Source organism: Flavobacterium sp. CSZ (genome assembly GCF_015350725.1).
Lineage (GTDB): Bacteria > Bacteroidota > Bacteroidia > Flavobacteriales > Flavobacteriaceae > Flavobacterium.
Window position 1 is genome coordinate 202,767 of the sequence record NZ_JADKPQ010000004.1, and the last position, 23,368, is coordinate 226,134.

General features: G+C 34.1%; 24 protein-coding genes and 1 tRNA gene. 11 read left to right on the forward strand and 14 right to left on the reverse strand.

Going from position 1 to position 23,368, the window contains the following annotated elements:
* Nucleotides 1-29: 29 nt before the first annotated feature.
* The 3 genes from IRZ78_RS06485 to IRZ78_RS26105 form a co-directional block, all read right to left on the reverse strand.
* Nucleotides 30-572, reverse strand: a complete 543-nt coding sequence (locus IRZ78_RS06485) for a sigma-70 family RNA polymerase sigma factor (RefSeq protein ID WP_194615754.1) — start codon at nt 570-572, stop codon at nt 30-32.
* 62 nt (nt 573-634) lie between these two features.
* Nucleotides 635-1,834, reverse strand: a complete 1,200-nt coding sequence (locus IRZ78_RS06490; protein WP_194615755.1) for an SRPBCC family protein — start codon at nt 1,832-1,834, stop codon at nt 635-637.
* A gap of 188 nt (nt 1,835-2,022) precedes the next feature.
* On the reverse strand, nt 2,023-2,211 hold the full coding sequence (locus IRZ78_RS26105) for a hypothetical protein (RefSeq protein WP_065450561.1): 189 nt from the start codon (nt 2,209-2,211) through the stop codon (nt 2,023-2,025).
* An 82-nt stretch (nt 2,212-2,293) separates the two neighbouring features.
* On the opposite strand from IRZ78_RS26105, the gene IRZ78_RS06495 reads away from it, so the two are divergent.
* A complete protein-coding gene (locus tag IRZ78_RS06495; protein ID WP_089480644.1) occupies nt 2,294-2,674 on the forward strand; it encodes a nucleoside triphosphate pyrophosphohydrolase family protein in 381 nt (126 codons plus the stop codon).
* A 237-nt stretch (nt 2,675-2,911) separates the two neighbouring features.
* On the opposite strand, the gene IRZ78_RS06500 is transcribed toward IRZ78_RS06495, so the two are convergent.
* Complete coding sequence (locus tag IRZ78_RS06500) at nt 2,912-3,982, reverse strand: branched-chain amino acid aminotransferase (protein ID WP_194615756.1); 1,071 nt, start codon at nt 3,980-3,982, stop codon at nt 2,912-2,914.
* A gap of 308 nt (nt 3,983-4,290) precedes the next feature.
* Here IRZ78_RS06500 and mnmD point away from each other — a divergent pair, with 308 nt between their 5' ends.
* Together mnmD and IRZ78_RS26110 are read left to right on the forward strand one after the other, a co-directional pair.
* Complete coding sequence (gene mnmD / locus IRZ78_RS06505; protein ID WP_194615757.1) at nt 4,291-4,956, forward strand: tRNA (5-methylaminomethyl-2-thiouridine)(34)-methyltransferase MnmD; 666 nt, start codon at nt 4,291-4,293, stop codon at nt 4,954-4,956.
* Between the two features lie 165 nt (nt 4,957-5,121).
* Nucleotides 5,122-5,319: a hypothetical protein gene (locus tag IRZ78_RS26110; RefSeq protein WP_065450557.1), complete on the forward strand. Its 198-nt coding sequence runs from the start codon at nt 5,122-5,124 to the stop codon at nt 5,317-5,319.
* Between the two features lie 34 nt (nt 5,320-5,353).
* Here the strand turns inward: IRZ78_RS26110 and IRZ78_RS06510 are convergent, their stop codons facing one another.
* Complete coding sequence (locus IRZ78_RS06510; RefSeq protein WP_173971253.1) at nt 5,354-6,295, reverse strand: LysR substrate-binding domain-containing protein; 942 nt, start codon at nt 6,293-6,295, stop codon at nt 5,354-5,356.
* Nucleotides 6,296-6,402: 107 nt separating this feature from the next.
* Between IRZ78_RS06510 and IRZ78_RS06515 the strand changes: the two genes are divergently transcribed.
* The 4 genes from IRZ78_RS06515 (at nt 6,403) to can (ending at nt 9,793) form a co-directional block, all read left to right on the forward strand.
* Nucleotides 6,403-6,882 carry a Dps family protein gene (locus IRZ78_RS06515; RefSeq protein ID WP_194615758.1) on the forward strand — a complete coding sequence of 160 codons (480 nt, stop codon included), beginning with the start codon at nt 6,403-6,405 and terminating at the stop codon, nt 6,880-6,882.
* Between the two features lie 132 nt (nt 6,883-7,014).
* Complete coding sequence (locus IRZ78_RS06520) at nt 7,015-7,296, forward strand: hypothetical protein (protein ID WP_228520392.1); 282 nt, start codon at nt 7,015-7,017, stop codon at nt 7,294-7,296.
* An 85-nt stretch (nt 7,297-7,381) separates the two neighbouring features.
* On the forward strand, nt 7,382-9,031 hold the full coding sequence (locus tag IRZ78_RS06525) for a SulP family inorganic anion transporter (protein WP_194615760.1): 1,650 nt from the start codon (nt 7,382-7,384) through the stop codon (nt 9,029-9,031).
* Between the two features lie 123 nt (nt 9,032-9,154).
* Nucleotides 9,155-9,793 (forward strand): carbonate dehydratase, encoded by a 639-nt coding sequence (can, locus tag IRZ78_RS06530; RefSeq protein WP_173971249.1) that lies wholly within the window; start codon nt 9,155-9,157, stop codon nt 9,791-9,793.
* A 65-nt stretch (nt 9,794-9,858) separates the two neighbouring features.
* Here can and IRZ78_RS06535 read toward each other — a convergent pair whose 3' ends face one another.
* Entirely contained in the window at nt 9,859-11,061 is a 1,203-nt protein-coding gene (locus IRZ78_RS06535) for an LETM1-related biofilm-associated protein (RefSeq protein ID WP_194615761.1), read from the reverse strand.
* 105 nt (nt 11,062-11,166) lie between these two features.
* Nucleotides 11,167-11,694 (reverse strand): superoxide dismutase family protein, encoded by a 528-nt coding sequence (locus tag IRZ78_RS06540; protein WP_194615762.1) that lies wholly within the window; start codon nt 11,692-11,694, stop codon nt 11,167-11,169.
* Between the two features lie 210 nt (nt 11,695-11,904).
* Here IRZ78_RS06540 and IRZ78_RS06545 point away from each other — a divergent pair, with 210 nt between their 5' ends.
* The 3 genes from IRZ78_RS06545 to IRZ78_RS06555 all read left to right on the forward strand — a co-directional run bounded on the left by IRZ78_RS06545 (nt 11,905) and on the right by IRZ78_RS06555 (nt 13,455).
* Nucleotides 11,905-12,339 carry an META domain-containing protein gene (locus IRZ78_RS06545; protein WP_194615763.1) on the forward strand — a complete coding sequence of 145 codons (435 nt, stop codon included), beginning with the start codon at nt 11,905-11,907 and terminating at the stop codon, nt 12,337-12,339.
* A gap of 35 nt (nt 12,340-12,374) precedes the next feature.
* Entirely contained in the window at nt 12,375-12,899 is a 525-nt protein-coding gene (locus tag IRZ78_RS06550) for a DUF4251 domain-containing protein (protein ID WP_194615764.1), read from the forward strand.
* A gap of 73 nt (nt 12,900-12,972) precedes the next feature.
* Nucleotides 12,973-13,455 carry a hypothetical protein gene (locus IRZ78_RS06555; RefSeq protein ID WP_194615765.1) on the forward strand — a complete coding sequence of 161 codons (483 nt, stop codon included), beginning with the start codon at nt 12,973-12,975 and terminating at the stop codon, nt 13,453-13,455.
* Nucleotides 13,456-13,530: 75 nt separating this feature from the next.
* Here the strand turns inward: IRZ78_RS06555 and IRZ78_RS06560 are convergent, their stop codons facing one another.
* The 7 genes from IRZ78_RS06560 to IRZ78_RS06590 all read right to left on the reverse strand — a co-directional run bounded on the left by IRZ78_RS06560 (nt 13,531) and on the right by IRZ78_RS06590 (nt 23,011).
* Complete coding sequence (locus tag IRZ78_RS06560) at nt 13,531-14,625, reverse strand: glycoside hydrolase family 18 protein (RefSeq protein ID WP_194615766.1); 1,095 nt, start codon at nt 14,623-14,625, stop codon at nt 13,531-13,533.
* A 227-nt stretch (nt 14,626-14,852) separates the two neighbouring features.
* Nucleotides 14,853-16,658, reverse strand: a complete 1,806-nt coding sequence (locus IRZ78_RS06565; RefSeq protein ID WP_194615767.1) for an acyl-CoA dehydrogenase family protein — start codon at nt 16,656-16,658, stop codon at nt 14,853-14,855.
* 154 nt (nt 16,659-16,812) lie between these two features.
* Nucleotides 16,813-17,994: an acetyl-CoA C-acyltransferase gene (locus IRZ78_RS06570; protein WP_194615768.1), complete on the reverse strand. Its 1,182-nt coding sequence runs from the start codon at nt 17,992-17,994 to the stop codon at nt 16,813-16,815.
* 91 nt (nt 17,995-18,085) lie between these two features.
* A complete protein-coding gene (locus IRZ78_RS06575) occupies nt 18,086-20,476 on the reverse strand; it encodes a 3-hydroxyacyl-CoA dehydrogenase/enoyl-CoA hydratase family protein (RefSeq protein WP_194615769.1) in 2,391 nt (796 codons plus the stop codon).
* 61 nt (nt 20,477-20,537) lie between these two features.
* The gene (locus IRZ78_RS06580) at nt 20,538-20,996 is read right to left on the reverse strand and encodes a MarR family transcriptional regulator (RefSeq protein ID WP_194615770.1); all 459 of its coding nucleotides are present in this window, start codon (nt 20,994-20,996) and stop codon (nt 20,538-20,540) included.
* A 220-nt stretch (nt 20,997-21,216) separates the two neighbouring features.
* Nucleotides 21,217-22,254: a WYL domain-containing protein gene (locus tag IRZ78_RS06585; RefSeq protein ID WP_194615771.1), complete on the reverse strand. Its 1,038-nt coding sequence runs from the start codon at nt 22,252-22,254 to the stop codon at nt 21,217-21,219.
* 142 nt (nt 22,255-22,396) lie between these two features.
* The gene (locus tag IRZ78_RS06590; RefSeq protein WP_194615772.1) at nt 22,397-23,011 is read right to left on the reverse strand and encodes a hypothetical protein; all 615 of its coding nucleotides are present in this window, start codon (nt 23,009-23,011) and stop codon (nt 22,397-22,399) included.
* 196 nt (nt 23,012-23,207) lie between these two features.
* Between IRZ78_RS06590 and IRZ78_RS06595 the strand changes: the two genes are divergently transcribed.
* Nucleotides 23,208-23,324: transfer RNA gene (locus tag IRZ78_RS06595), tRNA-OTHER, on the forward strand.
* Nucleotides 23,325-23,368: the final 44 nt, after the last annotated feature.

A 23,368-nucleotide genomic window follows, 5' to 3' on the forward strand; every position in this document is an offset into this window, starting at 1 on the left:
TCTATAAGATAGGTTTTGTTACAAAAGGTTTAATTTGTTGTAACATATATTTCAATTTTTTTTACAGCATGATGATAAGATGCTTTCAAAGCGCCAACAGAAGTTCCGAGGATTTCAGCAATTTCTTCGTATTTTAATTCCTGAAAGTACTTCATTTTAAAAACCAATTGTTGCTTTTCCGGCAAAGTTACAATGGCTTTTTGAAGTTTGATCTGAATTTCATCTCCATCAAAATAAACATCGGCTTTTAAATTGTCGATGGTTTTATTCTGCAGCGCTTCAGATGTTAATCCGTTTAGTTTTGCTTTTTGATTTAAAAAAGTCAAAGCTTCATTGGTAGCGATTCGATACATCCAAGAGAAAAGTTTGCTCTCTCCTTTAAAATTTTTTAAATACTGAAAAACTTTTACGAAAGTATTCTGCAATACATCATCTGTATCATCATGATTCAAAACAATGTTTCGAATATGAGAATATAAAGGTTTCTGATAATCAGACAAGAGTTTTTGAAACGCCGTATTTTGCGTTTTAGGATTTAATAATTCTTGTATAAATTCCTTCTCGTCTGTCAAATTCCTCGATTTATCTTATTAGAATGAATTTTAAACAAAAGGTTTAATTGGCCTTGATTATTTTAGAATTCTGATTGCTCTTCCTCCGTAGTTTTAGGAGTTGTTGTCTTAGGAGCCGCTTTTGGTTTCGGTACTACTTTAGGCGCTGCTTTAGGTGTTTCTGCAGGATCTGCTTCTGTAGGTTCTGCATATGTTGGTTCCGTATTTGCTCTGTAAACAGGAGCTTTAACAACAGGAACAGCTTTTGGTTTAACTGGAAAATAAATTTCGGTCATTAGCTTAGACGGACTTTTTACATCTAGTTTGCTTATGGTTAAAATTTCAAGGTGAGACCAGCTTAAATCCGGAGTGATTTTTTCTTTATTGATAAAAGCTGTGGTTTTTGCCATTGCTTCGTTTAGATGCGTGTAATCACCCGTTAGAGTTGTTTTTACCGCTTCAAAACCATCCAGTTTTCCGCCTGAAATATCACTTCCTGCAGTTGTCAGGATTTCTTTGTTTGTAGGCAAACAAATAGAAATTTTTGCCAATCCGGTTGTGGTGTCGTACGTGTGGTAAATAATAAAAGGTTTTCCGTTGGTAGACAAGCCATTGTTTTCGCTAAACTCAATAAGTTTAGGAATAACAATTCTGGCGTTTTTGTTTATTTTCGGTATTTCGCTTGTAAAAGTTTGTCTGATATAGGCAGTTTCCGTTTTTCTTACCACACCATTTACTTTAACAGCATAAGTTTTAGTTTCGTAATCGAGGTTTTTATCAATGTTGGCAAGACTTTTTTCGTAAATAGTTCCAATCACTTTGTCAGAACCTCCGTTTAGAGCGGTATATACTTTAAATAAAAAGCTCATTGTTCCTGTTGCTTTCCAGGTTACTTTGGTTTTTCCTCCCAACGTGTCTTTAAAAGTCCAGTTTACATCAGCTTCTGTTCCGTCATATTTCATTTTTTGCTGAATGCTTTCTCCTTCCTTGGTTTTTAGGGTAATGGCATTTCCGTTTCCTTCGGCTCCAGCCCAATAATATGAGGCGCCATTTCCGGCTGTTTTATTAGGAAATGTCATTTTCATCGAAGGATCTGCTACTGACCACGATTCAAAATCTTCGTAATTTCTAAAATCATTTACATAATTATAAACGGTTGCTTTTGGCGAATTAATCACCTTGCTTCTTTCTACAGAAAAAATCCCTTTTTGGGTAGCGACAAAAACAGTTAGGGCAACTAAGCTTAATAATAATAGTAGGAATAAATATTTTAGAATCTTCATTGGAGTCGTTTATTTTGTGTCGTAAAGTTATAAATTTTATTACTAGTCACGCTAATTGTGCCGCAATAAAAGTACACTTTATAAAATTATATTGGTCAATAAAAGCTTTAAATAAAACGTTTTGAATAAGTTTAATTGTAAAGCTTCAAAAATATTTTATCCTAAATATAGCAATAAATTTTTCGGGATTATCTTTTAAAGAAAAATTTGATCACAAACAAAAGGGCAATGAAAATCAGGAACACGATTAATACTTTGTAATTTCCTTTATAGAAAATTCGGTGTAATGCGAGATCTTTTCGATAAGCAAATATCATTACGATTACAAATGCAATAAAAAAACAGAGTGCGAATATTAATTGTCCTTGACTAAACATAGTTGAAAATTATTTTCGGCAAATTTAGAGAATTGTATACGAATAGTTGCTAATTTGGCATTTCATTTAAGCAAATAAAATCATGAGGAAACAACTTGATGCAGTTACTGAATTTCATACTGCCTTTAAAATAGGTCACAGTCAGACGCCAATTGCAGATCTTGGTGAAACTAAAAAAATACTTCGTTATAATTTGATGAAGGAAGAAAATGAAGAATATCTTGAAGCAGTACAAAACAATGATTTGGTCGAAATTGCTGATGCTCTTGGAGATATGATGTATATTTTGTGCGGAACGATTATCGAACATGGTTTACAGGATAAAATTGAAGCTGTTTTTGATGAAATCCAGCGCAGTAATATGAGTAAACTTGGCGAAGACGGACAGCCAATTTACAGAGAAGACGGAAAAGTAATGAAAGGGCCTAATTATTTTAAGCCGGATTTTTCGAAGCTTTTATAATTTTTTTCCGCAAAGAACGCTAAGTTTTTTTTGCTCGCATTAACTTCAGGAACACAAAGTTCGCAAAGCTGGTTCGATACAAAGCTTTGTGAGCTTTTTGCTTTTTGTAACGATGACAAAGAGAAAAAAAATAGCGCTCTTTGCGGTAGAATTAGCCCTATATTTAATAATCATATAAAATAGAAAACCCGACAACTACTAAGCTGTCGGGTTTTTATATTTAAAACGATCTTTTAGTTATTGAACTTTAACTGTCCATCCAAAAGTATCTTCAGAAAGTTTGTTTTGAAGACTTGTTAGTTTTTCTTTTAAAAGAGAAGCGTATGAATTCTCAACCGGAGTCATTTCATAATAAATATCCTGATAAGAGAAACCTTTAATAACGCTGATCACCGCAGCAGTTCCTGCTCCGAAGATTTCTTTCAAAGATCCGTTTTTAGCAGCTTCTACCAATTCTGAAACAATAACAGGACGAACTTCTACATTAAGACCTTCTTTTTCTGCCATGGCAATCAAACTTTTTCTGGTAATACCATCTAAAATTCTTTCGCTTGTTGGAGCAGTTAATAAAGTATCATTAATTCTAAAGAAAACGTTCATTGTTCCCGCTTCTTCTAGTTTTGTATGTGTTGCATCGTCTGTCCAGATTACTTGCTGGAAACCATCTTTGTTAGCCAGGTTAGTTGGATAAAACTGTGCAGCGTAATTTCCGGCAGCTTTTGCAGCTCCAATTCCGCCATTTGCAGCTCTACTATAATGTTCTGCTATAATTACTTTTACTTCGCCGGCATAATAAGATTGTGCAGGAGAAAGTAAAATCATGAATTTATATTCATCAGAAGGATTAGCTACAACGCCAGCGCCAGTAGCAATCATAAAAGGACGGATGTACATGCTGCTTCCGTTTCCTTTTTGAATCCATTCCTGATCGATTTTCAATAATTCATTCAAACCATCCATAAAAATAGATTCCGGAACTTCCGGCATTGCCATACGAACTGCAGAATTATTAAAACGCTTGAAGTTTTCATCAGGTCTAAACAACCAAACATCGTTATTGTCATCTTTGTAAGCTTTCATTCCTTCAAAAATAGCTTGTCCGTAATGAAAGACTTTTGAAGAAGGATCCATTAAAATTGGAGCATAAGGCTTAATGACAGGATTTTGCCACTCTCCATTTTTAAAATCACATTCGAATAAATGGTCTGTAAAAACAGCACCAAAGCTTAAGTTTTGAAAGTCTACTCCGCTTATTTTTGACGAAGTTGCTTTTCTGATTTCAATTTTGCTTGTTTGAGTTGTACTCATAATTATGTAAAGTTTTTATGTAATTTTCATTGCAAAAGAAAGAATCTAAAACAATGATTTGGTGTGAAATAGAATTTACTGAATGCAAAATTAAGTAAAAATATATAAATTCCTTGGTAAAACTGCATTAATTATGCCGTTTAACTGAGATTTATTTATCTTATAATAAAGTGAAAAAATTAAGAGAGTTTTATAAAGAATTTATGAAAAAACAGCCGTTTTTTAAGGCTTTACGCATTTGTTTTGATTAAATTTGACTATTAAAAAACACCAAAATCCGGTAAATCCATATTATAAAGATCTAAAAAGTGAAAAGAGAAATAATTAAAACGCTAGATGGCTCAACGACAATTCATTTGCAGGAGTGGGATGAGTGTTACCATTCTAAACACGGTGCCATTCAGGAAGCAAAACATGTATTTATAAAAAACGGACTTTCATTATTTGAAGGTAATCCGGTAAGTATTATGGAAATTGGTTTTGGAACGGGTTTGAATGCTTTTATCACTTTTTTAGAATCGATTCAAAAAAATCAAGTTATTGATTATGTTGGGGTAGAGGCTTATCCGGTTGAGGCAGATGAGGTTTTAGGGATGAATTATGTTACTGAACTGGGTGCATTGGAATTTGAGAACATTTTTGAGAAAATGCATAAATGCGAATGGAATAAAAAAAATGAAATTTGCAGCTCGTTCTCGTTAACCAAAAGGAAACAATTTTTTCATGAAATAGACGATTTTGAAACTTTTGATTTGATTTACTTTGACGCCTTTGGATACAGGGTGCAGCCGGAGTTGTGGAGTACTGAAATTTTCAGGAAAATGTACAAGAGTTTAAAGCCAAATGGAGTTTTGGTAACCTATGCTGCGCGCGGAGTTGTTAAAAGAAGTATGATCGAAGTTGGATTCACTGTAGAGAAATTAGCAGGTCCTCCTGGAAAACGAGAGATGTTTCGAGCCTTTAAAAAGGTTTAAATGAATTGTTTAGAACCATTCTATATTGATTTATACATATTAAGAAAACGTATTCGTTGCTAAAGTTTTTAAAATAATAAGTTAAAATGAATGCATATGAATGATATTTGATTAAATTTGTGCGAGTTTAGAAATATAGATAACCCCCGAAAATCTTATTTTATTATGTCAAAAATGATGTTTGATTACACGAAATCAATACTTGAGAGAGTAAGTTTCGATCCGATACTTTTCTGTAAAGAACTAGAAAAAGCTATCAAAACGCTGTTACCATACGAAATGGAGCAATTGCAAGAATGGTTGATGAATTTTATTATTGAGAAACCAGAACTAAAACAAAGTTTACTACTAATCAAAGTATAAAAAAAAGGAGCCGAATTGGCTCCTTTTTTTATGTCTATTTCTTTTGTAGCGGACTTACAATTTGAACGTTCTGAAAAACAATTGCTCCTTTTACAACTCCGGCAATTGTAGATCTTAGCGCGTCAATGATTTGCATTTTTAATTCGCTCTTGGGGTAAATTAAACTTACCTCACGAGCAGGTTTTGGTTCCTTAAAATTTCGTAGTTTCAGCTTATCGGAATCTTTTAAGTCTAAGGTGTGCAAGTACGGAAGTAACGTTGTGCCCAAACCTTCGTCGGCTAATTTTATAAGGGTTTCAAAGCTTCCGCTTTGTATCTGAAAATTATTCTGGTCGATATCAGTACCATTTTTGCATAAATTCAAAATCCCGTCTCTAAAACAATGACCGTCCTGCAAAAGTAAAATTTCATTGATGTTTAAATCTGCAATTTCAATTTCCTCTTTCTGAAAACTGGCGTGATGTTCCGGTATGTAAGCTACAAACGGCTCAAAGTACAAAACAATCTCTTTTATTTTTTCATCTTCAAGCGGAGTGGCAGCAATAGCAGCATCAAGATGACCATTTTTTAATTTTACAATAATTTCATCGGTATTAAGCTCTTCGATTAAGAGTTTTACTTTTGGATATTTTTTGATGAAGTTGTTTAAAAACATCGGTAAAAGAGTAGGCATGATCGTAGGGATGATTCCCAAACGAAATTCCCCTCCAATAAAACCTTTTTGCTGTTCTACGATATCTTTGATTCTATCTGCTTCATTTACAATATTTTTAGCCTGATTTACTATTTTCTGACCAATATCTGTAAGCTGAATTGGTTTCTTACTTCTGTCAAAAATTAAAATATTAAGCTCTTCTTCAATCTTCTGGATCTGCATACTTAATGTAGGTTGTGTAACAAAACATTTTTCGGCAGCAAGTGTAAAATTTTTGTGTTCGGCAACAGCTAACACATATTGTAATTGAGTAATCGTCATTTTGATAGTATTTTGTGATGCAAAAATAAGAAAATATAATTTTTTTTTATATTATTTTTAAAGAACTTATATTAAATTTGTAGTAAACTTATTATAAAACGAAAACTATGAAAACAAATATTTTAGGATTACCTGTAAAAGAGTCAGAATTGTTAGTGAAGGAATTGAATATTCTGTTGTCAAATTTTCAGGTATATTATCAAAACTTAAGAGGAATACACTGGAATATTCGTGGTAAACGTTTCTTTGATTTGCATGTTAAGTTTGAAGAATTGTATACAGATGCACAATTAAAAATTGACATGATAGCAGAAAGGGTACTTACAATTGGAGGAACTCCCCTACATACATTCGAAGATTATATTAAAAACAACAAATTAGCTGTTGGAAAAAATATCTCAAATGACGAGAAAGCAGTTCATTTAATCATAAATTCTTTATCTGATTTATTAAAAATCGAAAGAGAAATTTTGAACCAATCGGATGAAATTAATGACGAGGGGACAAATTCTCTAATGAGTGACTTCATTGCAGAGCAGGAAAAAACAATCTGGATGATGAGAGCATGGTTAGAAGAAGAATTGTAAATCCTTGTTTATAAAACAATTAAAAGCAGAATTGTCTCATTTGATAATTCTGCTTTTTTGTTATTGTTAAATTTGTATAAAAATTTTGCTCTCAAGCTTTGATTTTATTTGTTTAACACTATTTTTGCTTCGATGAAAATACTAGCCCGCATATTATTATTCATATTTATCGCCTTCTTATCGACCCCGACAATTGTTCAGGCGATAAAGAAAGGGACAAATACGGCTATATCTTTCAATTGTGCAGAAGAGGAGGTTCATAAAGAACTTAAATCTGTTGTGCATCCTACAATATTAGAACATGAGGTTTTATTGCCTGTTTATATTCAAAAGAAAACGATTGTTTCTGAAAACATCGTAAAATTAGATAATATTTCTCCGAGCATATTTGCTCCACCTCCCAACTTAGTATAATACTTCCGATTATTTTGAACTACACTGCATTTTTGGTCAAATGTGGTAAATCTTTAATGAATAATTTTTTTAGTATTGTATTATTATGACAAAAAAAATCAATCTTTTTGCCAACCTTAAATCTGATTTTGCTTCAGGTTTAGTGGTTTTTTTGGTGGCTCTTCCATTGTGTTTAGGTATTGCAATGGCTTCGGGAGCGCCGTTGTTTTCGGGTATTATCTCGGGTGTTATTGGTGGTATCATAGTTGGTTATTTAAGCCAGTCACACATTAGTGTTTCGGGACCGGCAGCCGGATTAACGGCTATTGTTTTAACCGCTATTACTGATTTTGGTGCTTTCGATGTGTTTTTAATGTCTGTTTTTATTGCGGGACTAATTCAGTTAGCATTAGGGTTTTTAAAAGCCGGAAGTATCTCCAATTATTTTCCAACAAATGTTATCGAGGGAATGTTAGCCGGTATCGGGATCATTATTATCCTGAAACAATTGCCTCATGCTTTCGGCTATGATGCAGATTTTGAAGGTGATCAGGCTTTTGTTCAAAACGACGGAAGTAACTCATTTTCATTTTTGTTTGATGTATTAAATCATATACATTTAGGAGCAGTAGTGGTTTCGCTTGTTTCTCTGGTTATATTGATCTCATGGGATAAAGTATCTTTTTTAAAGAAATTAAAATTAATTCCGGGAGCACTTGTTGCTGTTCTTATAGGTATAGCTTTAAATGAATTTTTTATAGCTACAGGAAGCTCATTGGCGATTGCAAAAGAACATTTGGTTTCATTGCCAGTTCCAAAGTCTTTTGATGAATTTAAATCTATTCTGATTACACCAAATTTTGCAGCGGTTACAAATCCTCAAGTTTGGGTAGTCGCTATTACAATTGCCATTGTAGCTTCTATAGAAACATTATTATGTATCGAAGCAGCAGACAGAATGGATGTTCAAAAACGTTATACTAACACCAATGTGGAGCTTAGAGCGCAGGGTATAGGTAATATTGTGAGTTCACTTTTAGGAGGTTTACCAATGACATCAGTTGTGGTAAGATCATCTGCCAATAATAATGCAGGTGCAAAATCAAAAATGTCGTCTATAATTCACGGTGTGCTCTTACTGATAAGTGTTTTGTCTATTCCGGCTATTTTAAATAAAATTCCATTGGCAACTTTGGCAACTGTATTGATTTTAGTAGGATACAAATTAGCCAAACCGGCAACATTCAAACATTTTTGGGAGAAAGGAAAATACCAATTTATACCTTTTGTTGCTACCTTAGTATTTGTTGTAGCGACAGATTTACTTAAAGGTGTTGCTTTGGGAATTATCATCAGTGTAATTTTTGTATTAAGAGGAAACTTAAAAAGAGCTTACAGCTTCAAGAAAGAAGAATACGAAGACGGAGATGTTATCCATATCGACTTGGCTCAGGAAGTTTCATTCCTGAACAAAGCAGCTATTAAATTGACATTGAATGAGATTCCGGAAAATTCTAAAGTAATTATTAATGCGCACGATACAGAGTATATTGCCCATGATGTTTTAGACTTAATTCGTGAGTTTAAGGAAACAAGAGCAATTGATGAAAATATCAAAGTAAAACTAAAAGGATTTAAAGAAGCTTACGAGCTCGAAAATTCACCGGATCTTAATAATCACGTATCTATAGAACATTATTATGATGTTGCAAAGAGAGCATTGGTTAAAAAAGAAACGATAAAAGAAGATTTTTAAACAAATTAAATTAATTAAAGGTATTTCTTCATTGTGAGAAATATTAAAAATTAGATAACTTTACAATAGTTATTTTAATATGTTTAAACACGTAGAAATACCATTCAAAAAAACAAAAAAACAATGAGAAAGTTTTATGAGCAGTTATTAGAAAATAATAAAGAATGGGTTGAAAAATCATTAGCATTAGACCCTAACTTTTTTGCAGATTTAGCAAAAGGACAAACTCCGCCATTATTATGGATTGGATGTTCTGACAGCCGTGTTCCTGCAAATGAGATTATTGGGGCAAAACCGGGAGAAGTTTTTGTACATCGTAATATTGCCAATATGGTCGTGCACTCTGATATGAATATGTTGAGTGTTCTGGATTATGCAGTAAATGTCCTTAAAGTAAAACACGTTATTGTTTGCGGACATTACGGTTGTGGCGGTGTAAAAGCAGCGATGGGAAATATGTCTGTTGGAATTATCGACAACTGGATTCGTCACATTAAAGATGAATACCGTTTGCATGACAAATACTTAAATTCGATTGAAGATGAAACAGAACGTTTTAATGCTTTTGTTGAAATCAATGCTAAAGAGCAAGTATACAACCTGGCCAAAACATCAATTGTACAAGGCGCCTGGAAAAACGGTCAGGATTTAATGCTTCACGGATGGGTTTACGGATTAAATTCAGGTTTTGTAACTGATTTGAATGTAAATATCGCTTCGAATGAGGAATTAGATGAAGTTTATCAGCTAAGTAATCTATAAGAAAATAAAAAATCGCCTCAAAAGGGCGATTTTTTTTAGAGCTTGTTTAAAATTTAAACAGGCTTTTATTCGTTTTCATCCAAATTTTCATTAAAAGCAGATGGTAATAAGGTTGGAATAAACTTGATTAAAATCGGCAATAGTAAACTTCCGCCCGGAAGTAAAAATATCGTTAACGAGGGAATGGTTTTGCAAATATCCAAAAGTTGTTTTTTTACTTTTTTCTTTTCTTTGGCGTCCAGATCCCTGGTAGTAGAGTAAGCCAATAGAACCATTAATTCCTTGCTCTGAATAATTTCCTTAACCAGTCTGTTTTTGTTTCTTACAATCAGTTTTACAACGCTGTGGGTCATTTGATCGTAGAAATGCTTTACAGGATTAGAATAATTAAAATACGGAATTTTCTTTTTATGAGTTGTTATAAAATCATTGGTGGTATCGATGCTTTTGGTTACAAAATCATCAGAAACTCCCATCATTGAACCCAATGAGTATAAAAAGTACGCCTCTTCATTTTCTACAACACCATCGCTCCATAAAGCCATTCCGGCCATATCGATCAAATAATAATGTTCCAGCGTATTGCTAAAATAATCCAGATGTAAGGTTTCAAGAGTATCTACGGTAACTTTTGAAAACTTCGAATATCGAATAGAAGCTTCAAAAAGTTTAATTAATAAATCGTCGTGTTGCGATTTTACGGTTTTGGTTTTTAAGGCCAGAGCCACAATCCCTAAAACAGTTTCTTCAATTCGTTTTAGATATTTGTCCGGAATCGATCCGTGCTCTAAATATTGTCTGAAAGCCAGAACATCAATAAACAAAAGCGCATTGGTTACTAAATGCGAAAAGTTTTTACTAATGATACTGTCATTCGTCTGAACGCGTTGATCTATTATGTTTTCTAGAGAAAGGGAAGGAGTATCTTTTGGAAGTAAAATTTTGAACAAATTAAATCCTTCAGGATTCATTTCGTTATAAAACTTTAAAACTTCGGTAATAAAATTATTAGGTTCAAAACTTCTTTTTTCTAAACAAAAAACGCCGTACAAAGTATTTAATAAAGCGACTTTAGAAATTTCTGTCTTAAACCAGCCTTTTATAGGAACCGGAATTCGGGAGTCAATAGTTATGATATGACCGTAAATAAAACCAGTTTCTCTGACTTTATAGTAAAACGAATCTGTAGTCTCAAAAGGAATAGCTTCTGAAAACTTTTGTTCACTAAAAAACTTGTCTATCCAACCTGGTGCTGATGGGTTAATCATTAACTTTAATTTATAGCTGCAAAGCTATATCTTTTTCTTGTGTTAGGATAAATTTTAAATGAAATAACCACTAGATTTTGTGAAAATGTAGTGGTTATTGTCTTTTTATTTGATGATTCCGGCACAAGCGACTCTTCCGCCTGCATTTCCTGTTGGTTGTGTTGTAAAATCATCAGTTCCCTGATGTACAATCAAACCTTTTCCAAGAATATCTTTGTTTGCGTCTCCACAACCAATACACCATTCGTCAGTGGTTAATGTTATAGTTCCGTTACCTTTTGCATCAGCAGTAAAGTTCCCGATATCTCCTTTGTGGTATTCTGCAACGCCCCATTTTCCGTGTTTTTTAAAAGTTGGATTCCAGTGTCCTCCGGCTGAACTTCCGTCGGCAGAACTACAATCTGCTTTTTCGTGAATGTGTATGGCGTGAACTCCCGGAGTTAAACCAGTCATTTTGGCAACAAAAGTTACTTTGCCATTTTTCTCTGTAAAAGTAGCAGTTCCTGCAACGGCACTACTGCTTTTTGGCTCTAAGGCAACAGTCAGGGTTTTGGCATCATTTGATTTTGTATTGGTCTTACAGCCAATGATTAAAGCTGTAATTATAGCGAAAGAAGTGATTATTTTTTTCATGCGAAAGGCTTTTAAATTAAAGATTAAGTAAATTTAACATAAAATTCCGACATTGATTGACGCTAATAGTTAAAAAAATCTAAAACTATTGCATGTAATTTAATGTTACTTTAAGTGAAGGACATCTTATTATTGCGTAATTTCGTATAACCCCGAATTTAAAATTTTAGAAAAATCAGTATTGTTATTTTTAATTTAATCTGTAAAATTATGATAAAGAATGTTTTGATTTTAGTTTTTTTAGGAGTGGTATTAATGTCATGTAATGCCTCTAAAGCACAGAAAAGGGATTCGGTTGCTAAACTCGAAGGAACCTGGGAACTTAATTATATAACCGGACCAAGAATTGCTTTTGACGGGTTGTATTCAAATAAAAAACCGACAATACATTTCGACTTGAAAGAAAATCGTGTTTCAGGAAATAATAGCTGCAATTCATTTACGGGAAATCTTAGTGTAACGGGTAATAAAATCGATTTTACACAACCTATGGCGGTCACGAGAATGATGTGTCAGGACGGTCAGGGAGAGCAGGTTTTTATGAATACCTTGCAAAAGATAACATCATATGATCTTACGGATGATGGCAAAACTTTAAATTTTATTTCCGGTGACATTGCGATGATGCGATTTACCAAAAAATAAAAATTACCTTTTTTTAACGCAATAGAAATACTATTATGAAAACTAAATTGTCGATTTTATTAGTGTTATTGTGCTTTTTAAATTCTGCGGTTTTTGCACAGGAAAAGACTAAAAAAGAATTAAAAGCAGAGAAAGCGCAACAGAAACAAAAAGAAATTGAAGCTCTTATAGATTCTAAAAATTTTGTTTTTGAAGCTCAAAAAGTCAATCCGCAAGGGGGCAGAGTGATTATCTTGGATTATAATACTTACTTCTTAAAATTCAATACAGAAAAAACAACTTCTGACTTACCTTTTTTTGGACGCGCTTTTAATGTTGCCTACGGAGGAGATGGGGGAATAAAATTTGAAGGTGTTCCCGAAAATATTAAAATTGAAAAAAAGAAGAAAAGTTATATTTTAAAGGCCACTATAAAAGGCAAAGATGATGTGTATAATATTACCTTTTCTATCTTTTTAAATGGAGGTACTTCACTTTTTGTCAATAGTAATAATAAGGCGTCCATTTCGTATGATGGAGAAATTAAAGCTCCAAAAGCGAATGAAAGTGATAAAAAATAGTGTATTAACTTGTTAAAAATCAGTATATTTGGTAATGCATGAATTTTTTAAGAACCCATTAAAATTTAATACTATGAAAAAACTAAGTCTTATTCTTATTATGGCAATTGCCTGGTTTTCATCTTATGCTCAGTCTTCGTTTAAGGAAGATGTAGATGTACTGCAAAGTGTTTATGGCAAATCGAAAAGTAATCTTGTAAAACAATATATGAACTTATCTGATACACAATCAGTAGCTTTTACTAAAGTTTACGATAGTTATGAAACAGAACGTAAGGCGCTGGGGCAAACAAAATTTCAGTTAATCAACGATTATGCTGCTAATTATGCAACCCTGACAGACGCAAAAGCCGATGAGTTAGCAAAAGGTACTCTAAAAAATCATTTGGCTTATGAAAAACTATACTCTAAAACTTATAATCAGGCTAAAAAAGCTGTTGGAGCTATAAACGCTGCTAAATTTCTTCAGTTAGAAGTGTATTTGCAAACTATAATAAGAGCCGAGATTTTGGAATCAATTCCTTTTATTGGTGAATTAGACAAATCAAAATTATAATAATAGTACTCTTTATAAATAGAAAGAACGGCAGTTACCTCATATAACTGCCGTTTTTTTATTGTTCGAAATATATTATTTAGCTATTTTAACTTTATAAATAGCATCTACCATTCCGTCGCGAGGACTATCTAATGGAAGTTCCCAGAACATGATTCCGCCTAATTTTTTAGATTTTGCATATTCCGCTTTAGCTTTAATAGAAGTTAGGTTATCTCCGGTTGCAAATGTTTTTTCTTTCTCATTGTACCAGTATGCAGCTTTTGCTTTGTCATCCCAAAAATATTTCCAGCCATTTGCTTCTGTATAAGTGTCTGCGTAACTTTTGAAAGGAACACCCTGAATGTGCTCACCTGATTGGTATAAACCATTATTTACATTGGTTACGTTTTTCCATGTTCTGGTATAAAAAGCACCGCCAATAACTAATTTTTCAGCAGGGATTCCTTGTTTTAATAAAAATTCAACTGCTCTGTCTGTAGATTCTTCTTTTGGAGTTGTGCTGTATAGTGGAGTATGATGTCCTGTAACTGTCGAATAACCGTTCACTAAATCGTAGCTCATAATGTTGATACGGTTTACTAATGGTCCTACGGTTTTCCAGTCGATAGATTCATCTAAGAATTTCTGAAATCCTCCGGCAGCAAAGCTTAATTCATACTTTTTACCTAGAGTAGAACGTAAAATTTTGATTAATTCGGTAAAATTAGGTTTGTCAGCAGTTTGGAATAAATGTCCAGGCAGTCCCTCAATTGCCGGATATTCCCAATCTAAATCTAAACCATCTACTTTAAAGTAATCGCTCAATTCTTTTACTGATTTAGCAAAAGTCAATCTTCCTTCAGCAGTAGAAAATGCGGCAGAGCAAGGCTCACAACCTCCCCAGCCCCCAAGTGAAAGAATAATTTTAAGCTGCGGATTTGATGCTTTTAAAGAAACCAGATACTTAATTGTGGTAGAGTCTTTAGCAGAATCAACGCTTAGTTTTCCATCTTTTAAATGGCAAAAGCTAAAGATGATCTGGTTGAGTTTGTTAACCTCATACTCGTTAATTAGTTTATCATCGCCGGTATAATAAGCAATGATGTCCATTTTTTTGTTTTTTTGTGCAAAAGTAGTTGTGGTACAGATGCAAAATAAAAGCAAAGCAATCAGATTAATTTGTTTCATTTTATGTTTTTTAAAGTTTTTAGAATGTTAAATATAACGCAATACAATTGATATTTAACTATTGTGTTGAGGTATAAAAGTTAATTTTAACGAATATTTTGCAAATCGTTGCAAAAATATTGCGCCTCATTATTTTTATATTGCACAAATCATAAAGCAAAATAAACCCGCACTGTTTCGGATAAGTGCGGGTTTAAACAAATTAAAAGCTAAAAACTATTTTTATATTAGAAGCAGTATTCGTTTTCTGCAACTAATTTTGTTGTAATAACCTCTCTTAGGGCTACCACATTTGGATTGTTTGTGTATTTTGTAAAACGTTTTAATCCCATTAACATCATACGTTGTTCGTCACCTTCAGCAAAAGAAATAATTCCTTCTTTTCCTCTTGAGTTCACGATATCAACTGCTTTGTATAAGTATAATTTTGCCATAGCAATTTGCTCTTGTACTTTAGCTTCACCTTGATTTTTGGCTAATTTTTCAGTTCTAAGAATTGTACTTTCAGCCATGTAGATTTCAATTAAGATATCAGAAGCAGCCATTAATAACTGTTGGTGAGCATCTAAGTCCGGTCCGTATTTTTGAACAGCGCTTCCGGCAACCATTAAGAAAACTTTCTTAAGGTTAGCGATGATTCCTTTTTCTTCAGCGAATAATTCAGAGAAATCAGGAGTATCAAAAGATGGAATTCCCATTAATTCTTCAGAAACTTTCATTGCTGGTCCAAGTAAATCAACATGACCTTTCATAGCCTTTTTGATCAACATACCTACAGAAAGCATTCTGTTGATTTCGTTTGTTCCTTCATAGATTCTAGCGATACGGGCATCTCTCCATGCACTTTCCATTGGAGTGTCTTCAGAGAATCCCATTCCACCAAAAATCTGAATTCCTTCATCAGCACAAGCCTGAACATCTTCAGAAACTGCCACTTTCAAGATAGAACATTCGATAGCATATTCTTCAACACCTTTTAATTCAGCTTCCTGATGCGTAGTTCCTTCTGCTTCACGAGCAGCGATTCTGTCTTCGATATCTTTTGCAGCACGGTAAGAAGCACTTTCTCCAGCGTAGGCATTAGTTGCCATTTCAGCTAATTTAGAGCGGATAGCTCCAAAAGATGAAATTGCAGTGTTAAACTGGATTCTTTCGTTTGAATATTTTACTGCATTGGTAGTCACTCTGCGTTGTGCATCTAAACAAGCTGCAGCTAATTTAATACGTCCAACGTTCAAAGCGTTCATTGCAATTTTAAAACCGTTTCCTCTTTCAGACAACATGTTTTCAACAGGAACTTTTGTGTCGTTGAAGAAAACCTGACGAGTAGAAGAAGCACGGATTCCTAATTTATGCTCTTCTTCATTCATAGAAATCCCGTTAGAAGGATCGTTTTCTACGATGAAACCTGTAATATTTTTATCATCTCCAATACGGGCAAAAACGATGAAAACGCTGCAAAAACCTGCATTCGAGATCCACATTTTTTGACCTGTAATAGAGTAGTATTTTCCATCTTCAGATAAAACAGCTTTTGTTTTTCCTGAGTTAGCATCAGATCCTGCGCCTGGCTCAGTTAAGCAATAAGCGCCAAACCATTCTCCAGATGCCAATTTAGGAACGTATTTTTTCTTTTGTTCTTCAGTACCATAAAGCGTAATTGGCATAGTTCCAATTCCGGTATGAGCTCCAAAAGCAGTTGAGAAAGATCCAGTTGCACCAGAAATGTAATCGCAAACTAGCATTGTAGATACGAATCCCATTCCTAATCCACCGTATTCTTCAGGAACCGCAACTCCAAGAAGTCCAAGTTCACCAGCTTTACGCATAGATGATTCAGTATAAGCATAATCTTTCTTCTCGAAACGATCTTTATGCGCCCATAATTCTTTGTCAACGAACTCTTTTACAGAGTCACGCATCATTAACTGCTCTTCCGAGAAATCTTCTGGTGTAAAGATATCTTCGCACTTTGTTTCTTTAACTAAAAACTGACCACCACGGGTTACGTTTTTTTCGATTGTATCTGCCATTGCTTTTGTTTTTGTATGTTTTTTTTATGATATAATTTCCTCAATCTTGTCATTGCGAGGAACAAAGCAACCACATTTGCAAAATAAAACTTTGCGTAATTGTTAGTGAGGTTGCTTTGTTCCTCGTAATGACAAACTGAACTTAATATTTTATCTACAGAACCTCGTAAATTCCCGCAGAACCCTGCCCAGTCCCCACACACATAGAAACAATTCCGTATTTGTTACCTCTGCGTTTCATCTCATCAAATAACTGAACAGATAGTTTAGCTCCTGTACAACCCAGAGGGTGACCTAAAGCGATAGCTCCACCATTTACGTTTACGATATCCGGATTTAAACCGAGCTCACGAATTACAGCCAAAGACTGAGAAGCAAAAGCCTCGTTTAATTCAACCAAGTCAATATCCTTTAATTCTAAACCAGCTTGTTTCAATGCTTTCGGAATTGCTTTTACCGGACCAATACCCATGATTCTTGGTTCAACACCAGAAGAAGCAAAGTTTACCAGTCTTGCTATTGGCTCAAGGTTTAATTCTTTTACCATATCCTCGCTCATGATCAAAACAAAAGCAGCACCATCACTCATTTGGGAAGAGTTTCCGGCAGTTACGCTTCCGTCAGCGGCAAAAACAGGTCTTAATCCTGATAATGCAGCAACAGAAGTTCCGGCACGTGGACCCTCGTCTTGTTTTACAACATAAGATTTAGTTTCTTTTTTACCATTTTCGTTGATGAAAGTTTGCTCAACAGTAATCGGAACGATTTGTTTGTCGAATTTACCTTCCGCTTGTGCTTTCAGGGCTTTCATATGAGAGTTGTAAGCAAACTCATCCTGATCTTCTCTAGAAATTTTATATTGATTAGCAACCGCCTCAGCAGTTAAACCCATTCCCCAATAGTAATCTTCGTGACCTGCAGCAGCAACTTTATAATCCGGAGTTGGTTTGTAACCTCCCATCGGAATAAAACTCATGCTTTCTGCACCACCGGCGATGATACAATCTGCCATTCCTGATTGAATTTTAGCCGTTGCCATTCCGATAGTTTCTAATCCAGATGCGCAATAGCGGTTTACGGTTACTCCAGGAACATCTTCAACTTTTAATCCCATAAGAGAGATCAAACGTCCAACGTTAAGTCCTTGCTCAGCTTCCGGCATGGCATTTCCTACCATAACGTCATCGATACGTTTTTTGTCAAAATCAGGCAATTCATCCATCATAAACTGAATGGTTTCTGCAGCTAATTCATCAGGTCTTTTAAATCTAAAAACCCCTTTTGGTGCTTTTCCTACCGCAGTACGGTAAGCTTTTACTATATATGCTGTTTTCATTTGTTTTTGTTTTTTTAAGATTTATTAGAAGAAAGAGGCAAGATGCAAGATATTTCTAAAGTCTTGCATCTTGTTTCTTGCATCTTGTTATCTAGTTACGAAGCGGTTTTCCTTTAGTTAACATATATTGGATTCTCTCTAAAGTCTTACGTTCAGTACAAAGAGATAAGAAAGCTTCACGTTCGATATCTAATAAATATTGTTCAGATACTAAAGTCGCTTCAGATAAATCACCACCAGCCATTACATAAGCCAGTTTGTTAGCGATTTTCTTGTCGTGCTCAGAAATGTATTTTCCAGCTTCCATTTGATCTGTTCCAACTAAGAACATTCCAAGGGCTTGTTTTCCTAATACTTTCACATCAGTTCTTCTGATAGGTTGTGTATAACCAGCTTGAGCCATTAACAAAGCATGTTTCTTAGCTTCAGCGATCTGACGATCTTTGTTGACTACAATAACGTCTTTACCATGTTGAAGAAGTCCTGTATCAAAAGCTTCATAACCAGAAGTCGAAACTTTTGCCATAGCGATAGTCAAGAAATACTCCTGAAGAACGTTCAATTCAACATCATTTTTGCGGAATAAGTCAGAAGCTCTCAAAGCCATTTCTTTAGATCCACCACCACCAGGAAGTACACCAACACCAAATTCAACTAATCCCATATAGGTTTCAGCAGCAGCAACCACTTTATCAGCGTGTAAGCTCATTTCGCATCCACCGCCAAAAGTCATTCCGTGAGGCGCTACAACAACTGGAATAGAAGAATAACGAACGCGCATCATCGTGTCCTGGAACATTTTGATAGCCATATTCAACTCGTCATATTCCTGCTCGACTGCCATCATGAAAATCATTCCGATATTAGCCCCAACAGAGAAATTCGCTGCCTGGTTTCCAATAACCAATCCTTGATATTCTTTTTCAGATAAGTCAATTGCTTTATTGATAGCCTGAAGTACATCGCCACCAATTGTATTCATTTTAGATTGGAATTCTAAGTTCAAAATTCCGTCTCCTAAATCTTGTATAATTGCACCACTATTGCTCCAAACTTTTTTGCTTTCGCGAATGTTGTTCAGGATAATGAATGAATCTTGTCCTGGAACTTTAGTTTGAGATTTTGTTGGGATATTGTAGAAATAAGTTGCTCCTTCTTTTACAGAGTAGAAACTCTCACTTCCGGCTGCTAACATTTCATTGACCCATGCAGCAGGCTCTAAACCTTCTGCTTTCATGATTTCGATTCCGTTGGCAACACCAATAGCGTCCCAAATTTCGAAAGGACCATTTTCCCATCCAAAACCGGCTTTCATCGCATCATCAATTTTATATAATTCGTCTGAGATTTCAGGAATTCTGTTAGAAACGTAAGCAAACATTCCCGCAAAGCTTTTACGGTAAAATTCTCCCGCTTTGTCTTTTCCTTTTACCAGAACTTTAAAACGATTGATTGGTTTGTCGATAGTTTTAGTTAGTTCAAGCGTAGCAAAATTTGCTTTTTTAGCAGCACGATATTCTAATGTATCTAAGTCAAGAGTAAGAATATCTTTGTCTACTTTTTTGTAGAAACCTTGTCCTGTTTTACTTCCTAACCAATTGTTTTCCATCATTTTTGTGATGAAATCAGGAAGTTTAAACAATTCGTGTTGTTCGTCAGTTGGGCAGTTTTCATAAATACCATTGGCAACGTGTACCAAGGTATCTAAACCAACAACGTCAACGGTACGGAAAGTAGCCGATTTTGGACGACCAATTACAGGACCAGTCAATTTATCGACTTCTTCAATTGTTAATCCCATTTCTTTTACCAAGTGGAATAAACTCTGGATTCCGTAAATACCAATTCTGTTTCCAATAAACGCCGGAGTATCTTTAGCAACAACAGATGTTTTTCCTAAAAATTTAGATCCGTATTCGTTTAAGAAATCCAATACCTCAGTTGAAGTTTTTGGACCAGGAATAATTTCAAATAACTTTAAGTAACGCGCAGGGTTAAAAAAGTGAGTTCCGCAGAAGTGTTTTTGAAAATCTTCGCTTCTTCCTTCACTCATAAAATGAATCGGAATACCAGAAGTGTTAGATGTAACCAAAGTTCCCGGTGTACGGAATTTCTCGATTTGCTCAAATACCAGTTTTTTGATATCCAAACGCTCTACAACAACCTCAATAATCCAGTCTACATTGGCAATTTTTGCTATATCATCAGTGGTATTTCCAGTTGTGATTCTGCTTGCGAATTTCTGACTGTAAATAGGAGACGGTTTCGATTTTAATGAATTCGCTAAGTGCTCGTTTACCACTCGGTTGCGAACAGCCTTACTTTCAAGCGTTAATCCTTTTTTAGTTTCAGCTTCTGTCAACTCGCGCGGTACGATGTCAAGCAAAAGAACTTCAACACCAATATTGGCAAAATGACAAGCTATTCCTGAACCCATAATTCCGGATCCAATTACAGCAACTTTTTTAATTGTGCGTTTCATAGAGTTAATATTTTGTTTTTTTATTTTGAATTTGAAATAGAGCTTTACAAACTATATAAGTCTATTCTTTTTCTAATTTTTCTGTTTGATTAAATATGTTTTTGTCCTGAATCAATTCGTTGATTATTTCAGAAACTTCGATAAAATGTTTCAGTTTTTCGTCAGAAACATGTTTTCTAATCGTTTCATTAAATTTCAGAACCGTATTTTTAGATAAATCTCTTTTTTCTTTTCCAAACTCGGTCAGGTAGATCAAAACACCTCGACCATCAGTTGGATTTTTTTTGCGAACAATCAAACCTTTGTCTTCCATCGATTTTAATGTTCTTGTCAGACTTGTAGCTTCCATACCCATTCTTGGGCCCAAAGCGGTAGATGGAGTTCCTTCTTCCTTGTCAATACTCAAAAGTGCAAATCCTGTCGCCATTGTGGCATCGTATTTTGCAGCTTCTTCGTTGTACATTCTTGATACAGCTTGCCATGTAGCTCTCAAAATATAATCTATTGTTTTCTCTTTCATATCTAACTATATCGATTTCAAATATAATCAAAAAATACTATGCATGCATATTAATTTATGATAAATTTTTGGTTAGTAAAAAAATAACTCTGATTTAGAGTGATTTATGGTTTAATTTAATTGAAATATACTATTCTTTTTTGAGATTTTAACAAAATTGATGCTGTAAAAATCGTTTTATGGTTTTAATTTAAGATAAAATCCTATATTTTGTAAAAAATCATGCGTTTACTTCAGTCCTGTCTTCAGCTTCATAACGAGAAATGGCCCTCTCAAGGATCTTTTTCATACGATTTCTTAAGTTTTCTGGTTTGATAATTTCAATACCATCACCAAAACCTAACAGCATACGTTCCATTTCATAATTAGGCGAAATAAACAAATGCACGATAATACTTTTGTCCTCATTTTCTTTAATAAGTCTTTGGGTATTGTGCAAAGGTTTTGTCAAAACATAAGGCGCGTTTACAGCATCGATCCAAAGTTCAATTTTTCGTGGCGGCAAACCTGTATTCACCGTAACGCCAATTATATTTTTATAGTAAAGTTCCGCATCAAAATCTTCTTCTAAATAGGGAAGGTTAAAATCATAATCTATGGCTATAATTCTGTCAAGCGCCAAATTGGTAATCGGCTGAGAACCTTTTTTCTTCCCCACCAAAAACCATCTGTTATTAAATTCCTTCAGAATAAAAGGATGAAAATGAAATTTAGCTTCCTCTCTCGATTTAAACGATTTATAAGTAATTACCAAAACAATTTTTTTGATAATCGCCTGATATACTTCATCCAGATAATGCAAACCCTTCAATCCTTCGTTTTTGTCCAGGTAAATAACTGGTTTCGTATGCGATTTCTCCGCATAGATTTTATCCTCCAGTCGCTGTAAAATATCCGATACATCATTAAACAAAGAAAAATCCTTAAACTGTTTGAGCATCGAAACTGTTTCCGTCAAAACATTCATATCCGTTTCCGTCAGCGGAATATCGGTTATCGAAAATTCATCATCCTCATATTTATAATACTTTTTATCATACACCACAATTGGCGCATTATAACCCAGTTTCTCACTTCGCATGAGCTGAATATCCATCTGAATCGTTCGTTTGCTAATTGGATTTTCGCGGCCTTCATATTCAAACAAAGCTTCAGAACAGCATTCTATTAAATCCTCCAGAGTCCATTGCCTGTATTTATTCTGCAGGCATTTGTCAATGGTTTTGTACCGTATTAAGGCGTTTTTGTTTTGTGACATTATGTTGTTTTTGCCGCGAAGGCACTAAGACTCAAAGTTTTTATTTTTAAAGGAACAGATTGTGGATTAAAAAGGATTTTTGTCCCATTTTTAATCTTTAATAAAAACTTTGCGACTTTGTGACTTTGCGAGATTTAATTTTTTAGCTTAATAACTTTATTTCCTGTTCAATATTAATTCGCGCTTTCTCTTCATATAAACCCCTAAATTCTTCCGTCTGAAAAATAAATTCATTCTCCAGAAAATGTTTCAAGGCTTTTGCACGTCCGGGTTTGTAGAGAAAATCAGGATAAATGCTATATTCTTTTCGAATCTGTTCAAAGTAAATCTGATATTCATTCCAATCTCGGGCGAGAATCTTCAAATCAAAATCTATTAACCAATTGATATCTTCGATTGTATTGTGCTGATGAAGTTGAGTCGCACAAATTGCATCAAAAACCAATTGTTTATCGAGTTCTATATTTTCAGGCAAAATCGAAAAAGCATATTCGGCACTTTTGAGTTCATTGTCTTTTTTGCTGCTCTTATAAATATAATCGTGATAAAAAATAGAAAATAATATTTCGTTTGGAGATTTGAGTCTGTCAAAATAAGTTTTATAACATTCAATCATATCCTTTATATGATTGAGATTATGATAATGTCTTGATTTTTGCGAATAGGCCTTTTCTACATCCAGCCATTTTTTCTGAATATCATTTGCTGAAAAGCCAATATTCGAAAGTAATTCAGAATAAAGTTGCTGTAAATTCATATTGTTTTTTACTCAAATTTAAAATTCTTTTTTTACTACGCAAAATAATTGCGCATTGCAATCGAAATCTTTGTTTAGAAATAAAAACAAACGTTCATAGAAATAAAAAATAGAATAAAGCAGGTCAAGTTTGAGTTACTTCGAAAACTTTCCACGTACACACTTACACCATTACCTTTTTATTCAAATTAAAAATGAAGCAGTAGCTCAGCGGTTAGAGTAGGTAGTTTTGAAATTATCCATAAAGGTCAATCAAAACTTACTTCGTACATTTCTAATGTCCGGGTCGTGGGTTCGAATCCCATCTGCTTCACTATTAATGGTCAATTAAAACTTACTTCAGAAAATTGGTAAACT

Bases quoted from the DNA above. Each gene is read 5' to 3' on its own strand.
- IRZ78_RS06555 (WP_194615765.1), top strand. From the start codon at position 12,973: ATGAAAAAACTAAGTCTTATTCTTATTATGGCAATTGCCTGGTTTTCA.
- can (WP_173971249.1), top strand. From the start codon at position 9,155: ATGAGAAAGTTTTATGAGCAGTTATTAGAAAATAATAAAGAATGGGTT.
- IRZ78_RS26110 (WP_065450557.1), top strand. From the start codon at position 5,122: ATGTCAAAAATGATGTTTGATTACACGAAATCAATACTTGAGAGAGTA.
- IRZ78_RS06590 (WP_194615772.1), bottom strand. From the start codon at position 23,011: ATGAATTTACAGCAACTTTATTCTGAATTACTTTCGAATATTGGCTTT.
- IRZ78_RS06580 (WP_194615770.1), bottom strand. From the start codon at position 20,996: ATGAAAGAGAAAACAATAGATTATATTTTGAGAGCTACATGGCAAGCT.
- IRZ78_RS06535 (WP_194615761.1), bottom strand. From the start codon at position 11,061: ATGATTAACCCATCAGCACCAGGTTGGATAGACAAGTTTTTTAGTGAA.
- IRZ78_RS06545 (WP_194615763.1), top strand. From the start codon at position 11,905: ATGATAAAGAATGTTTTGATTTTAGTTTTTTTAGGAGTGGTATTAATG.
- IRZ78_RS06575 (WP_194615769.1), bottom strand. From the start codon at position 20,476: ATGAAACGCACAATTAAAAAAGTTGCTGTAATTGGATCCGGAATTATG.
- IRZ78_RS06565 (WP_194615767.1), bottom strand. From the start codon at position 16,658: ATGGCAGATACAATCGAAAAAAACGTAACCCGTGGTGGTCAGTTTTTA.
- IRZ78_RS06540 (WP_194615762.1), bottom strand. From the start codon at position 11,694: ATGAAAAAAATAATCACTTCTTTCGCTATAATTACAGCTTTAATCATT.
- IRZ78_RS06495 (WP_089480644.1), top strand. From the start codon at position 2,294: ATGAGGAAACAACTTGATGCAGTTACTGAATTTCATACTGCCTTTAAA.
- IRZ78_RS06525 (WP_194615760.1), top strand. From the start codon at position 7,382: ATGACAAAAAAAATCAATCTTTTTGCCAACCTTAAATCTGATTTTGCT.
- IRZ78_RS06585 (WP_194615771.1), bottom strand. From the start codon at position 22,254: ATGTCACAAAACAAAAACGCCTTAATACGGTACAAAACCATTGACAAA.
- IRZ78_RS06515 (WP_194615758.1), top strand. From the start codon at position 6,403: ATGAAAACAAATATTTTAGGATTACCTGTAAAAGAGTCAGAATTGTTA.
- IRZ78_RS06520 (WP_228520392.1), top strand. From the start codon at position 7,015: ATGAAAATACTAGCCCGCATATTATTATTCATATTTATCGCCTTCTTA.
- IRZ78_RS06560 (WP_194615766.1), bottom strand. From the start codon at position 14,625: ATGAAACAAATTAATCTGATTGCTTTGCTTTTATTTTGCATCTGTACC.
- IRZ78_RS06510 (WP_173971253.1), bottom strand. From the start codon at position 6,295: ATGACGATTACTCAATTACAATATGTGTTAGCTGTTGCCGAACACAAA.
- IRZ78_RS26105 (WP_065450561.1), bottom strand. From the start codon at position 2,211: ATGTTTAGTCAAGGACAATTAATATTCGCACTCTGTTTTTTTATTGCA.
- IRZ78_RS06500 (WP_194615756.1), bottom strand. From the start codon at position 3,982: ATGAGTACAACTCAAACAAGCAAAATTGAAATCAGAAAAGCAACTTCG.
- IRZ78_RS06490 (WP_194615755.1), bottom strand. From the start codon at position 1,834: ATGAAGATTCTAAAATATTTATTCCTACTATTATTATTAAGCTTAGTT.
- IRZ78_RS06550 (WP_194615764.1), top strand. From the start codon at position 12,375: ATGAAAACTAAATTGTCGATTTTATTAGTGTTATTGTGCTTTTTAAAT.
- IRZ78_RS06570 (WP_194615768.1), bottom strand. From the start codon at position 17,994: ATGAAAACAGCATATATAGTAAAAGCTTACCGTACTGCGGTAGGAAAA.